The 12,832-nt window shown below is 60.8% G+C and carries 15 protein-coding genes and 1 pseudogene; 14 read left to right on the forward strand and 2 right to left on the reverse strand.

Going from position 1 to position 12,832, the window contains the following annotated elements:
- Both IV098_RS12000 and dsrA read right to left on the reverse strand, forming a co-directional pair.
- Positions 1-530: pseudogene (locus tag IV098_RS12000) on the reverse strand (dissimilatory-type sulfite reductase subunit beta); the annotation flags it as partial.
- Positions 531-612: 82 nt separating this feature from the next.
- A complete protein-coding gene (gene dsrA / locus IV098_RS12005; RefSeq protein ID WP_296889401.1) occupies positions 613-1,914 on the reverse strand; it encodes a dissimilatory-type sulfite reductase subunit alpha in 1,302 nt (433 codons plus the stop codon).
- A 380-nt stretch (positions 1,915-2,294) separates the two neighbouring features.
- Here dsrA and IV098_RS12010 point away from each other — a divergent pair, with 380 nt between their 5' ends.
- The 14 genes from IV098_RS12010 to grxD all read left to right on the forward strand — a co-directional run bounded on the left by IV098_RS12010 (position 2,295) and on the right by grxD (position 12,804).
- Positions 2,295-2,516, forward strand: coding sequence for a hypothetical protein (locus tag IV098_RS12010; protein WP_296889403.1), 222 nt, complete (start codon positions 2,295-2,297; stop codon positions 2,514-2,516).
- A gap of 47 nt (positions 2,517-2,563) precedes the next feature.
- Positions 2,564-3,172 (forward strand): type I-MYXAN CRISPR-associated protein Cas6/Cmx6, encoded by a 609-nt coding sequence (gene cas6 / locus IV098_RS12015; protein ID WP_296889567.1) that lies wholly within the window; start codon positions 2,564-2,566, stop codon positions 3,170-3,172.
- 39 nt (positions 3,173-3,211) lie between these two features.
- Positions 3,212-3,544: a TusE/DsrC/DsvC family sulfur relay protein gene (locus IV098_RS12020; protein WP_296889405.1), complete on the forward strand. Its 333-nt coding sequence runs from the start codon at positions 3,212-3,214 to the stop codon at positions 3,542-3,544.
- 79 nt (positions 3,545-3,623) lie between these two features.
- Positions 3,624-4,472 carry a sulfurtransferase gene (locus tag IV098_RS12025; protein ID WP_296889406.1) on the forward strand — a complete coding sequence of 283 codons (849 nt, stop codon included), beginning with the start codon at positions 3,624-3,626 and terminating at the stop codon, positions 4,470-4,472.
- A gap of 3 nt (positions 4,473-4,475) precedes the next feature.
- Positions 4,476-5,096, forward strand: coding sequence for a hypothetical protein (locus IV098_RS12030; RefSeq protein ID WP_296889407.1), 621 nt, complete (start codon positions 4,476-4,478; stop codon positions 5,094-5,096).
- A 7-nt stretch (positions 5,097-5,103) separates the two neighbouring features.
- Positions 5,104-6,009 carry a TauD/TfdA family dioxygenase gene (locus IV098_RS12035; protein WP_296889410.1) on the forward strand — a complete coding sequence of 302 codons (906 nt, stop codon included), beginning with the start codon at positions 5,104-5,106 and terminating at the stop codon, positions 6,007-6,009.
- A 47-nt stretch (positions 6,010-6,056) separates the two neighbouring features.
- Positions 6,057-7,310, forward strand: coding sequence for a glutamyl-tRNA reductase (hemA, locus tag IV098_RS12040; protein WP_296889412.1), 1,254 nt, complete (start codon positions 6,057-6,059; stop codon positions 7,308-7,310).
- A gap of 13 nt (positions 7,311-7,323) precedes the next feature.
- On the forward strand, positions 7,324-8,406 hold the full coding sequence (prfA, locus tag IV098_RS12045) for a peptide chain release factor 1 (protein WP_296889413.1): 1,083 nt from the start codon (positions 7,324-7,326) through the stop codon (positions 8,404-8,406).
- 6 nt (positions 8,407-8,412) lie between these two features.
- Positions 8,413-9,270 carry a peptide chain release factor N(5)-glutamine methyltransferase gene (gene prmC, locus IV098_RS12050; protein ID WP_296889415.1) on the forward strand — a complete coding sequence of 286 codons (858 nt, stop codon included), beginning with the start codon at positions 8,413-8,415 and terminating at the stop codon, positions 9,268-9,270.
- A 139-nt stretch (positions 9,271-9,409) separates the two neighbouring features.
- Positions 9,410-10,081: a hypothetical protein gene (locus IV098_RS12055; protein WP_296889417.1), complete on the forward strand. Its 672-nt coding sequence runs from the start codon at positions 9,410-9,412 to the stop codon at positions 10,079-10,081.
- Between the two features lie 47 nt (positions 10,082-10,128).
- Entirely contained in the window at positions 10,129-10,383 is a 255-nt protein-coding gene (locus IV098_RS12060; RefSeq protein ID WP_296889419.1) for an HPr-rel-A system PqqD family peptide chaperone, read from the forward strand.
- Entirely contained in the window at positions 10,380-11,306 is a 927-nt protein-coding gene (locus IV098_RS12065; RefSeq protein WP_296889421.1) for an HprK-related kinase A, read from the forward strand. The genes IV098_RS12060 and IV098_RS12065 overlap by 4 nt, the downstream gene beginning before the upstream one ends.
- Positions 11,293-12,417 carry a nucleotidyltransferase family protein gene (locus tag IV098_RS12070; RefSeq protein ID WP_296889422.1) on the forward strand — a complete coding sequence of 375 codons (1,125 nt, stop codon included), beginning with the start codon at positions 11,293-11,295 and terminating at the stop codon, positions 12,415-12,417. Before IV098_RS12065 ends, IV098_RS12070 begins: the two co-directional genes overlap by 14 nt.
- Positions 12,418-12,480: 63 nt before the next feature.
- Positions 12,481-12,804, forward strand: a complete 324-nt coding sequence (gene grxD / locus IV098_RS12075; RefSeq protein WP_296889423.1) for a Grx4 family monothiol glutaredoxin — start codon at positions 12,481-12,483, stop codon at positions 12,802-12,804.
- The last annotated feature ends 28 nt before the right edge of the window (positions 12,805-12,832 follow it).

Genomic DNA, 12,832 nt, shown 5'->3' on the forward strand with positions numbered 1-12,832 from the left:
CCGCCGCAGTTGATTTCGCAGCAGGAGGTGGACAGCTTGACGCGGTTAGGCATCTCGCACTTGACGAAGTCGTCGTACAGCTCATCCATCAGCGCCTTGACCACGCCAGAAGCGTCGGTACCCGGAATGTCGCAGTGCAACCAACCCTGGGTGTGCGCAATCATGGACACCGAGTTAGCGGTACCGCCGATGGGGTAGCCCTTGTCGTTCAGCGCCTTGATCAGCGGCTCGACCTTGGCACCATCAGCAACCATGTATTCGATGTTGGAACGCGCGGTGAAACGCACAAAACCATCACCATACTGATCGGCGATATCAGCCAGCTCGCGAATGGTGTAGTGATCCATCTGGCGAGCCGTACCGGCCTTGACCGTCCAGACTTCGTCGCCTGATTCGGCACGGTGATACAGAACACCCGGCTTCGGATGGCTGTGGAAAGCCCACTTGCCATAGTTTTTCACCATCACGGGGTGCATGTAGGGCATCGGATCCGGTGCACCGGATTCGATAGGCGGACGCAGTTCTGCCATGTTATTTCTCCGACTAAATTAATGCATCAAGCTGATTCAATCCACAGGCCCGGCACATACCGAACCCGCGACAAGTAAAACCTTAAGCAGCGGACTGCTTGTACTCGTTCCACTTCTCGACTTGCTCATCCCAGTCATCGGAACGGAAGTAAGGATTGGAACGCGGCGCGTTGATCATGTTGGGGTCAACCGGAATATCCAGGCCTTCAAGGAAATTGGTCAGACCAATACGCTCAATCATCTCACCCGTACGCTCGTGCTCCAGCGCATTTTCGGCGAAGAAGTCGAGAATGTTGCGAGCCAGTTCGTTCAGTTTTTCGAAGTCCTCGTCGGACTCAAGCTTCATGAACGGGATCACGACGGTGCCCATGGAAGCGCCGATCTTCAGCACACCCTTGCCACCCACCAGGATCGACACACCCTTGTCGTTACCCGGCAGCAGACCACCAGGGATAACGTTCAGACAATGCATGCAACGCACGCAGTTTTTGTTGTCGATGCACATTGCGTTGCCGTCACCCAGATTGGCAACCGACACGCTTGCAGAGGCTTTGACATCACTTGCCTTGACCAGGGTAATCGCCTTGGTCGGGCATTTGCTGACCACGTCATTGACCAGATCGGTCATGCCGTGCGCCTTGTAGTAATCCTGGACCTGAGCTTCGTTGACGCGGATGTTGTCGCGCCAAGTGCCAATGGTTGCCATGTCGGAACGCTGAATTGCGTTCATGCAGTCATTCGGGCAACCCGAGAACTTGAACTTGAACTTGTAGGGCAGCGAAGGACGGTGCATGTCGTCCAGATTGTTGTTAATGACAGTACGTAGCGCCTTGGCTTCGTCATAGCAAGACATTTCGCAACGCGACGCGCCAACACAGGACATCGAGGTACGCAGCGCAGGGCCCGCACCACCCAGGTCGAAGCCCATTTCGTTGAAGGCATCGAACGCGCCCTGCACATCAGCGGTCTTGATGCCCTGGAACATGATGTCGCCGGACTGGCCATGGAACGCGATCAGACCCGAACCACCTTTTTCGGACCACACGTCACACATTTTCCGCAGCAGATCGGAGCTGTAATGCATGCCTGCCGGCGGTTGCACGCGCAGGGTATGGAACTCGGCCGCCTCGGGGAACAGCGGGTTGTGGTTTTCGTCTTTCAACTCGGTGAAACGGGGAATCACGCCACCGCCGTAGCCGAACACACCCACCGTACCGCCCTTCCAGTAGCCAAACTTGGTCTTGTACGACGTTTCCAGCTGACCCATCAGGTCAACCATCATGTCGTTGTCTTTAGCCAAACGCTTCAGGCCAGTCACGAAACTGGGCCACGGGCCGCTTTCGAGTTGGTCCAGATTGGGCGTATCAATCATTTGCTTTGCCATGGTCTTCTCTCCTAAGAAATTTCGAAATGCCCGCTCAGGCGACTGCCCAACGGTATTCCATCATCGTATTGGCTCGGCAGCCGCACCACCATCATTCTCTTGGGTAAACGAACTACTCCATGTGGGTAGGTTGACAACCACCCAAGCGAAGTAGGCAAGTTTGCCCAATTCGGTAATGCCTTATTGACGCAAAGCGTGAGACATTACTCCCCCAACGCATGTCCGCCACAAGAATCCATAAGAGTATTAAAATATTGTGGTGGATGCAAGCCCCTGTCCAAAACAGGGTTGAATTGCCGTCCTGCCCACGCAATCTGGGGCAGGCATCAATATTGATCTCGCCAGCACTATTTTCATCAATCACGCCTGAATTGAGTCCCATGCCTGAAACCACTTCAATCGACAAGTTTCGACTCCCGTTTGGCGGCCAGGAAATCGAGTTCCAGAATTTTGTCCACGAATCGGGTGGCGTTCCTTTCCTGCGCATTCGCATCCGTGAGAACAAGCGATTCACCATTTTCGAGGTCGATCCGGGCAGCGCCCAGAAATGGGCCGATATCATGCAGGCATGGGCGAAAGAACATGCCGGAGATGCACCGTGAACTGGGCGAGTTGGCCTGAAGACAAGCCAGAGGAATACATTCCCGACATGATCGATCTCCAGTTCGATCTGGTGGGCGCGACCATCCCTTCTGACAACGCACTGTTGCTGTCAGAAGCCCTGCTCACCCAGTTGCCTTGGCTGGGCGACGACGACCGCATCGGCATTCAGCACCTCAAAGGGGCTGAAACCAATACGGGCGACACGTCGCTCCACATCAACCGGCGTACCAAGCTGTTTCTGCGCGCCCCGAAATCGCGAGTGGACGATCTGCAGCAGCTGGTGGGTAAGACGCTGGATCTGGCCGGCCACGATCTGCAAATCGGCAATTTCAAAACGCGCGCTTTCAGCCCGTTCGGCAACATCTATGCCCATTTCGTTGACACGGGCAGCGCCAGTGAAGAACAATTCGTGCAGGATGTCATGCGCGAACTGGATGGTCATTTCCAGATCCGCTGCGGGTTTATCTGCGGCAAGCGGCAAACCTTGAAAAGCGCGTCCGGGCCATTATTTGGCTACAGCCTGATGCTGCACGACGTTCCCCCACACAAATCCCTGCAGCTGCAGGATGAAGGAATGGGTCGAAACCGTTTGCTGGGTTGCGGAATTTTCATCCCGCACAAATCCATTGCGGCTGTTGTTCAGGCCAATATTTAGCATTTTCATTTTGCAACCAACCGAAAAGGAGTAGGAATCATGGGTTACATGTTGAACGGCGAAGAGCTCGAAACCGGGGAAGAAAACTTCCTGCTGGAAGCCAATTTCAGCGACGAAATTGTCCCTGTCATCGCCGAGGCCGAAGGCATCAAGCTGACCGACGAGCACTGGCAAGTCGTCAACTATCTGCGTGAAAAGTATAAAGAAGACGGCCAGACCCCGAACTTCCGCAACATGGTTGCCGAACTCGATGAACTGCATGAAGGCGTGGACTGGAAGAAAAAGCTCTACGAGCTGTTCCCCAACATGCCCGCTCGCCAAGGCTGCCGCGTCGCCGGCCTGCCGAAGCCGTTTGGCAAGGGCGGCTACTAATCGATAGCAGAGCCCGGAGCCGAGAGCCGGGCGTCTGTACGCACGGCTCTCCACTCCCGACTTTCAAGGCAGCACCTCCATGTTCAGCAACACCCTCGTCACCACAGAAGATCTGGCCGCCCATCTGGACGACCCGAATTGGGTCATCCTGGATTGCCGCTTCACCCTGACCGACCCCGATGGCGGAAAGCTCGCCTACGACAAGGCCCACATTCCGGGCGCACGCTATGTGCACCTGGACAACGACCTGTCTGCCCCCGTCAACGAAACCAGCGGGCGTCATCCGCTGCCTGACCCGCGCGCGCTGGCTGAGAGACTTTGCGCGTGGGGCGTCGGGGTCAACAAGCAGGTCGTGGTGTATGACGACAGCTACGGTTCCATGGCGACCCGGCTGTGGTGGATGATGCGCTGGCTCGGCCACCCCGGCGTGGCCTTGCTGGATGGCGGCTACCCGAAATGGGTACGCGAGAAGCGCCCGGTCAATGCCGAACAGCCCGTGCCGCACCGCGCTGCGTGTGCCTGCCTGCCGGAACCCAGCCAGATAGTGACTGCGGATGAAATCCTCCAGGCGTCGCACTCCGGCGCACAACTCATCATCGATGCGCGCCCGGATCGCCGCTTCAGCGGCGAATACGAACCGCTTGATCCGGTGGCCGGCCACGTGCCTGGCGCCATCAATTATCCGTTCGACGAGAACCTGGATGTAGACGGCACCTATCTGCCGCCCGAGGCGCTGCGCGAAAACTACCAGGCGCTGCTTAAAGGCCGTCCGGCCTGGCAGGTGCTGCACATGTGCGGCTCCGGCGTAACCGCCTGCCACAACATTCTGGCGATGGAAATCGCCGGCCTTCCCGGTTCACGGCTTTACCCCGGCTCCTGGAGCGAGTGGATCACCGATCCTGCCCGCCCCGTTGCCACAGGAGAATAAATTATGGCCATGCCCATCCGCGTCAAAACCATCTGGTTCAAGAAAGACGGCGACCGCAGCGCTGAAGAAATTGCCTCGGCCGTGGCCACGACCACCTGGCGCGTAGCCGACAAGGCCATCGACAATCTGGGCCGCGAGAACTACGACATCATCACGCCCGAGCGTGGCTTCAAGCTGATTGCCGAATTTCTTGCATTTCTGGCGCATTACTGCGATCGCATGGCGTATGGTTCGCTGTCGCCGGAACGCCGCCTGGCCGTCCTGCAGGCGCTCAGCAACAAGCTCGGCGAGGTGATGGAGCAGAACGTGCGCGAAGTGGTCGGCAAGAACGATCCGCGCAACTACAAGCAGGAATTCATCGATTTCCTCAACCGTCGTTTTGCCGACTACAGCGAATTCGAGTTCCCCGACGACGAACGCGCCAGCTTCCCGGCCCTGCGTTTTCTCGGCCTGCAGATCCGCGACGAAATGGGCGACAACGACAAGACCTGGGTGATGGACCAGATCATGGATATCGAAATGCCCGAAATGATGGGCACGGTGCGCAAGAGCTTCAAGGGCTTGCTGTCCGACGCGCCGGTCAAGCGTGGCTTCGGCTCGCCCGACATGCTGCCGCCGGAATAAGGATCGCATGGCTTCGCCGTTCGACCTCGCAGACACCATGTGCTACCGCGCCTGGCGCGCAACCAAGCTCGCAACCTACCCCAGAAAAGTAGACGAGCTGATCGTGCCGCTGGCCGATCCGCGCGCCCTGACGGCTGCCGAAACTACTGCCCTTGCCGCCGCCTGCTGGCGCGCCAACATGGCGTTCTATCACGCCCCCCACCTGCCCGCAGCCGACAAATCGCTGCCCCGACTGCTCGCGCAGCAACTCGGGCTGCACCGGCTCGAAGGCAATTACCTCGCCGACGAGGATGGCCTGTCGAGCATCACGCCGAGCGACGACGAAGCCAGCCCACGCGGCGAGTTCATTCCCTACACCCACAAGCCGATCAACTGGCACACCGACGGCTACTACAACACGCTCGACCGGCGCATTCTCGGCATGACGCTGCACTGCGCGCAGGATGCCGAAACGGGTGGCGAGAACGCTCTGCTCGACCACGAAATCGCCTACATCCAGCTGCGCGACATCAACCCGGACTTCATCGCCGCGCTGATGCAACCAGACGCAATGACCATTCCCGCGCGCATGGACGAGGACAACATCGCCCGCGCCGAACAGTCCGGCCCGGTATTTGCCGTCGACCCCGAACTCGGATTTCTCTACATGCGCTACACCGCGCGCACCCGCTCGATCGTCTGGAAGGCCGATCCGGTCACACAGGCTGCCGTCAAAACGCTGAGCGAGATTCTCGCTGATTCGGAATACACACTGACCGCACGGATGACGCCCGGCATGGGGCTCATCTGCAACAACGTACTGCATACCCGCAACGGGTTTTCCGATTCGCCCGGCCACCGCAGATTGCTGTATCGCGGCCGCTATTACGACCGTTTGCGCTTTGATGCCGCCACGCAAACGCGCCCCGCCTAGCGGGAGCAGGTAAAATAGCGGCCTTTGTTTTTCGGCCGCCTGCCGTCATGCAGCTTCTCGCCCTTGGGGTCAACCATCACACCGCACCGCTCGCCATCCGCGAGCAGGTGGCATTCGGCCCCGAAAAGCTGGGGCTGGCGCTGCGCGAGCTGACGCAGAACCAGCATGCATCCGAGGCAGCGATCCTGTCGACCTGCAACCGCACCGAGTTGTACGTCAACACCCCTTCCCCCGAAAACGTGACGCAATGGCTGGCGGATTTCCACCATATCGAACGCCGCGAACTGGCCCCCTATCTGTATGCCCTGCCGCGCGAAAAGGCAGCACAGCACGCGTTCCGCGTCGCCGCCGGCCTCGATTCGATGGTGCTGGGCGAAACCCAGATCCTCGGCCAGATGAAACAGGCAGTGGCCACCGCCGAAGAAGCCGGCACCCTCGGCCTGCTGCTGCACAAGCTGTTCCAGCGCACCTTCTCGGTCGCCAAGGAAGTGCGCAGCAGCACCGAAATCGGCGCCAATTCGGTCTCGATGGCTGCCGCTGCCGTGCGCCTCGCCGAGCGCATTTTCCCCAGTGTGAAAGCGCAGGCCTGCCTGTTCATCGGCGCCGGCGAAATGATCGAGTTGTGCATGACGCACTTCGCCGCGCAGCATCCGCGCCGCATGACCGTGGCCAACCGCACTGCCGAGCGTGCGCGTCCGCTGGCCGAGCGCTTCAACGCCGGGGTGATCCCGCTCACCGCGTTGCCGGACGAAGTCGCCGCCCACGACATCATCATCACCTCCACCGCCAGCCCGTTGCCGATTCTGGGCAAGGGCATGCTGGAACGCGCCATCAAACAGCGCCGCCACCGCCCGATCTTCATCGTCGACCTGGCGGTGCCGCGCGACGTCGAAGCCGAAGTCGCCACCATGGATGACGTCTTCCTCTACAGCGTGGACGACCTCGGGGAAGTGGTGCGCGAAGGCATGGACACCCGCGTCGCGCAAGTCGCGCAGGCCGAGGCAATCATCGAAACCAGCGTCGAAAGCTTCGTCCACTGGATGGAAGGCCGCGAACTGGTGCCGGTGATCCGCGCCCTGCGCGACAACGCCGACCGCCATCGCCGTCATGAAATCGAGAAGGCCGAAAAAGCCCTGGCGCGCGGCGAAGATCCGCGCGCCGTGCTCGACGCGATGAGCCACGCGCTCGCCAACAAGCTGCTACACGCCCCGACCCACGCCTTGAACCATGCCAGCAGCGCCGAGCGCGATCAGTTCGCCCGCCTGATCAAGCAGCTTTACGGGCTGGGGCCAGACAAATAAGGGCTGCGCGGGAATGAAAGCCTCTTTACAAGACAAGCTCGCTCGCGCCGACGAGCGGCTGGCGGAACTCGACGCCCTGTTGTCGCAGCCGGAAATCGCCGGCGACATGGAGACCTACCGCAAATTCACCCGCGAACGCGCCGACCTCGATCCCGTGGTGGCGCTGTATCGCCAATACCGGCTGGCCGAAGCCGACCAGAAGACAGCGACCGAGATGCTGGCCGATCCCGACATGCGCGAGCTCGCCGAGGCCGAACTTGTCGACAGCGCAACCCGCATCGCACAACTGGAAACCGATCTGCAAACCGCGCTGTTGCCGAAAGACCCCAACGACGATCGCAACATCTTTCTGGAAATTCGCGCGGGCACCGGCGGCGACGAATCGGCGCTGTTCGCCGGCAACCTTGCGCGCCTGTACACCCGCTATGCGGAACGACAGGGCTGGAAAGTCGAAATCGTCTCGGAAAACCCCGGCGAGGTGGGTGGCTACAAGGAAATCATCCTGCGTATCGTCGGCGCGGGCGCGTATTCACGACTCAAGTTCGAATCGGGTGGCCACCGCGTACAGCGCGTGCCCGAAACCGAATCGCAGGGCCGCATCCACACGTCGGCCTGCACCGTCGCGGTGATGCCGGAAGCCGATGAAGTGGCCGAAATCAATATCAACCCGGCGGATTTGCGCATCGACACCTATCGCGCTTCCGGTGCGGGCGGCCAGCACATCAACAAAACCGATTCCGCCGTCCGCATCACCCATCTGCCAACAGGCCTCGTGGTCGAATGCCAGGACGACCGCTCGCAGCACCGCAACCGCGCGCAGGCGATGAGCGTGCTGGCCGCGCGCCTGAAAGATCGCGAACTGCAGGCCCAGCACGCGCTGGAAGCCAGCACCCGCAAAAGCCTGATCGGCACCGGCGACCGCTCCGACCGTATCCGCACCTACAATTTTCCGCAGGGGCGCATCACCGACCACCGCATCAACCTCACGCTGTACAAGATCGACGCGATGATGGATGGCGATCTCACCGAATTACTGGACGCCCTGGCGGCCGAACATCAGGCCGAGTTACTGGCGACGCTGTCGGGCGAGGGCTGAAGTGCCATGACCGAGCCTACGGTCACGGGCCTGATCGACGACGCTACGACCTGCATCGCCACCGCGCTCGATCTGCCCCGCCGCGACGCACGGCTCGATGCCCGCGTGCTGGCCGCGCATGTACTGGGGGTCGAGCCCGCCTGGCTGATTGCACACGATACCGATGCGGTGCCCAAACGGCAGATCGATGCGTTCCAGACCCTGCTGGCGCAGCGACTGCGCGGCGTCCCCATTGCCTACCTCACCGGCCGCCGCGAGTTTTATGGCCGCCCCTTCCTGGTTTCGGACGCGGTACTGATTCCGCAGCCCGACACCGAACTGCTGGTTGAGCTGGCGCTTGCGCGCATCCCGCCCGAGCAGGCCGTAGCGGTACTGGATCTCGGTACCGGCAGCGGCTGCATCGCCCTCACCCTGGCGCTGGAACGGCCGCTCGCCCGGGTGACGGCAGTCGACCGTTCCCCGGCGGCACTTGCGATGGCCCAGCGCAATGCCGAATTGCTCGACACACGTGTCGAGTTTCTGGTGAGCGACTGGTTCAGCGCAATCGGCGAGCGACGTTTCGATCTGATTGTCAGCAACCCACCCTACATCGCCGCAGCCGACCCCCATCTGGCCCGGGGCGATGTGCGTTTTGAGCCGCTTGCCGCGCTCGCTTCCGGTGCCGACGGACTCGATGACCTGCGCCGGCTGATCGCAGCCGCTTGCGCGCACCTCCAGCCCGGCGGCGCCCTGCTGCTCGAACATGGCCATGATCAGGCAACCGCCGTCAGCTCCCTGCTGCAACAGAGCGGCATCGCCTCGCCGCAAAGCTGGAACGATCTGGCGGGAATCCCGCGTGTCAGCGGTGGCCAAGTGTCGAAATAATTTACACTCGCGCGCAATGCAAACCGAATTTCAGATGCCCATGCTACGTCGCATGGGCATCTCAGCCCGGTTTACGGTAAGCTGGAGCGATTCTTGCTCTATCGTTGGATACAAAATTAAACGCCTACCGAGGTCTGCCATGTCTGATCACACACCCGATACTGCCGATATCCAGCCCGAAGCGCCCCAACCCGTTTCTGTCGATCAATCCCGCCGCAAGCTGGCTGGTGCAGCCCTCGGCGTTTCGGCCATTTTGACCCTCGCCAGCCGTCCGGTTCTGGCCGGCCAGTGCGTCACGCCGTCAGCCGCCTGCTCGGGCAATTTGAGCCAGCATGGCACGCCGACGACCTGCAGCGGCAGGTCCCCCGGCTACTGGAAACAGCATCCGGAACAATGGGCGGAGCCCTACTTGCCTGGTTCCTGTTCGGATCAATGCAATCTAGCCGACAAGTGGTCGGGCGGCACCCTGTTCCATCCAATCTTCGGCCTGGTGACCAATGGCATCGGCAGCAGCTTCCTGGCCGACTTCGACAGCAACCCGATCAGCGCGCCGACGTCACTCACCATGATGCAGGTCATGATGGCGAACGATGGCAGCAATCCCTGGGGACTGTCCGACCGGGACAATCTGGGCATGCACATTGTGGCCGCCTTGCTGAATGCCAGAAGCGGCCTCACGCCCATCCTCTCGGAATCCGACGTCATCAATATGTGGAACGAGTGGGCGACCAAGGGCTATTTTGAGCCCACCGCCAATGTGCACTGGTCGTCCGCACAAATCGTGCAATATATTCAGGGCACGTTCCACTAAGGCCGTCCAGGCCACCCGGGATTTCTCAATCACCGCCCACAGCGCGCTTGGCACGCTTTCGCATCAAATCGTTCGGGGACGAGGCTGTTGTATTTGACACAGCCTCGGGCGATACGCATTTCCTTGCCCCATTCACCCTGACCCTGTTCCAGCTGGTCCAGAACAATCCCGGCCTGTCTGTCCACGAGCTCGAAGCAGTCCTGATGTCTGAAATCGAGTTGCCCGGCAGTACGCATCTCTCCGCGCTGACTCAGGAATCGCTCGCCAGCCTGCGCCAACTGGGCCTGCTGGAAATCCCATGAAACTGCTTCAGCTGTCCCCCTCCGAGCTGCAACAGCGGCTCAGCGGGCCCGGCGTGTGGCTACGCACGGGGCCATTCTCCCTCCGCGTGCAGTCCCGCATTCCCTCGGTCGCCAAGGGTCTGGTCGATCTGTACGGCCAGTTCGAGACACGCGATTCCAGACATGCATTTGCGGACTTTCACGTCGAGTTGAACGCCCCTTCAACGCTGCGACGCTGGTTGCGTCCCCAAGTGGATTTCTCGTTCGACGGCAGCCTGCCGTTCAAACCGCTGCCACTGGATCAGGCCTATCCGATGCTGGAATGGGGGTTGAACTGGTGCGTGTCCATGCATGCCCATCAGTACCTGATCATTCACGCTGCGGTCGTTGAAAAAAACGGCCTTGCGGCCATCCTGCCGGCTCCGCCCGGTTCGGGCAAAAGCACCCTGACCGCCGGTCTGGTGTTGTCCGGTTGGCGGCTGCTGTCGGACGAACTCACCCTGATCGACCGTCTCAGCGGGCTGATCCACCCGTTGCCGCGCCCGGTCAGCCTGAAAAACCAATCGATCGATGTAATCCGCGGGTTTTCGCTCGAGGCTTTCATCAACCGCGCTTCGCACGACACGGCCAAAGGTACGGTTGCGCACATGCGTCCGCCGCGGGAAAGCGTGCGACGCCAACACGAACCGGCGCGCCCCGGCTGGGTGATTTTTCCCAAATGGACCGCCGGTGCTGAAACCGTGCTGAGCCCCCGCTCAAAAGCGCAGACCTTCATGTTTCTGGCACAAAACGCGTTCAACTACAGCCATCTGGGCACCGATGGTTTCCGCGTCGGCACGACGCTGATCGAGCACGTCGACTGTTACGATTTTCAGTACAGCCAACTGCCGGAAGCCGTTGCCGCTTTTGACCGTTTGGCCGCCACGCCGCATGACGTCGATTAAGAGCGCCCGCACCGCCCGGTCGCAGGATCGGGTTTCGGCCATTCTGCGCGACCCTGAATCGCTGCGCCGCTATTCGATGGCCGACTGGGACTTGCTGATCCGGCAGGCGCGCAGTTCGGGTTTGCTGGCACGCATCCGTCATGTGCTTGCTCAGCATCATCTGCTTGAGCGCATCCCGGACGTCGCACGCTGGCACTTCGACGCGGCTGCCACGCTAGCCGACAAGCAGCAGCTGGCGGTGCGCTGGGAAGTCGCCCAGATCCAGCAGGCACTGGCAGGCATGGCAATTCCCGTCGTCGTACTGAAGGGCGGCGCCTATGTCATGGCGGACCTCCCGGCGGCGGCCGGCCGCCTGTTCAACGACATCGACATTCTGGTGCCGCGCGAACAATTGAACCAGGTTGAAGCTGCGCTGATGCTGGCGGGTTGGCACCCCACCGGCCTCTCGGCCTACGACCAGCGTTACTACCGCCGCTGGATGCATGAAATCCCACCCATGCAGCACATGCAGCGGGCCACGGTGATTGATGTCCACCACGCCATTCTCCCCGACACTGCGCGCTACCACCCCGATTCCGGCAAGCTCCGCAGCCGCGCCGTCGCCGTGGCGGGCTTGCCCGGCATTCACGTGCTAGCGGCGGAAGACCGCATCCTGCATTCCGCAACGCATTTGTTTCACGACGGGGAATTGCCGCACGGGCTGCGCGATCTCACCGACCTCGATCTGTTGTTGCGCGATGCCGCGACGGCGCCTGAATTCTGGACGCATCTGTGCGCCCGCGCCGAGGAACTGCAACTGGGACGTTCGCTGTTCTACGCCTTGCGCTATGTGCAGTATTTCCTCGACACGCCGGTTCCCGACAGCGCATTCGCTGCGCTGCAAGCCGCGGCGCCCGGTCGCTTCACGCTCGCCTTGATGGACCGCGTTTTTACCCGCGTGCTGGCGCCGTCTCACGCCAGTTGTGCGGACGCGTACACTCCGGCAGCCCGCCTGGCCGCCTACGTCCGCGCCCACTGGCTCAGGATGCCGGCGCACCTGCTGATCCCGCATTTGTTTCACAAGGCATTTATCCGCACGGAACAGGATAGCGAAGCGCCCAAACCTGCTTGACGCGCGTTTTACCGGGCGTATAATTCCCGACCATTCCACTCAGGTATTCATCAGGAGCCCGTCATGACCACCCCTCTCGACCGTATCCGTGACCAAGTCACCAACAACACCGTTGTGCTCTACATGAAAGGCACGCCCCAGTTTCCGCAGTGCGGCTTCTCCTCGCGTGCTGCACAAGTGCTGCAAGCCTGCGGCGTGAAGGATTTTCTGGCGGTGAACGTGCTGGCCGATCCGGAAATTTTTGAAAACCTGAAGTACTACGCCAACTGGCCGACCTTCCCGCAGCTGTATGTCAAAGGCGAACTGGTCGGCGGTTGCGACATCATGATCGAGATGTACCAGAAGGGCGAAATCCAGAAAGTTCTGGAAGAAGCCCAAGCTGCCTGATTGCTGTCCAGCCACAAAAAAGCCGGCG

Source organism: Thiobacillus sp., assembly GCF_018780105.1.
Classification (GTDB): domain Bacteria; phylum Pseudomonadota; class Gammaproteobacteria; order Burkholderiales; family Thiobacillaceae; genus Thiobacillus.

What these genes read in the sequence shown, in the direction of transcription:
- dsrA (WP_296889401.1), bottom strand. Translation starts at nt 1,914, where the DNA reads ATGGCAAAGCAAATGATTGATACGCCCAATCTGGACCAACTCGAAAGC.
- IV098_RS12010 (WP_296889403.1), top strand. Translation starts at nt 2,295, where the DNA reads ATGCCTGAAACCACTTCAATCGACAAGTTTCGACTCCCGTTTGGCGGC.
- cas6 (WP_296889567.1), top strand. Translation starts at nt 2,564, where the DNA reads ATGATCGATCTCCAGTTCGATCTGGTGGGCGCGACCATCCCTTCTGAC.
- IV098_RS12020 (WP_296889405.1), top strand. Translation starts at nt 3,212, where the DNA reads ATGGGTTACATGTTGAACGGCGAAGAGCTCGAAACCGGGGAAGAAAAC.
- IV098_RS12025 (WP_296889406.1), top strand. Translation starts at nt 3,624, where the DNA reads ATGTTCAGCAACACCCTCGTCACCACAGAAGATCTGGCCGCCCATCTG.
- IV098_RS12030 (WP_296889407.1), top strand. Translation starts at nt 4,476, where the DNA reads ATGGCCATGCCCATCCGCGTCAAAACCATCTGGTTCAAGAAAGACGGC.
- IV098_RS12035 (WP_296889410.1), top strand. Translation starts at nt 5,104, where the DNA reads ATGGCTTCGCCGTTCGACCTCGCAGACACCATGTGCTACCGCGCCTGG.
- hemA (WP_296889412.1), top strand. Translation starts at nt 6,057, where the DNA reads ATGCAGCTTCTCGCCCTTGGGGTCAACCATCACACCGCACCGCTCGCC.
- prfA (WP_296889413.1), top strand. Translation starts at nt 7,324, where the DNA reads ATGAAAGCCTCTTTACAAGACAAGCTCGCTCGCGCCGACGAGCGGCTG.
- prmC (WP_296889415.1), top strand. Translation starts at nt 8,413, where the DNA reads ATGACCGAGCCTACGGTCACGGGCCTGATCGACGACGCTACGACCTGC.
- IV098_RS12055 (WP_296889417.1), top strand. Translation starts at nt 9,410, where the DNA reads ATGTCTGATCACACACCCGATACTGCCGATATCCAGCCCGAAGCGCCC.
- IV098_RS12065 (WP_296889421.1), top strand. Translation starts at nt 10,380, where the DNA reads ATGAAACTGCTTCAGCTGTCCCCCTCCGAGCTGCAACAGCGGCTCAGC.
- IV098_RS12070 (WP_296889422.1), top strand. Translation starts at nt 11,293, where the DNA reads ATGACGTCGATTAAGAGCGCCCGCACCGCCCGGTCGCAGGATCGGGTT.
- grxD (WP_296889423.1), top strand. Translation starts at nt 12,481, where the DNA reads ATGACCACCCCTCTCGACCGTATCCGTGACCAAGTCACCAACAACACC.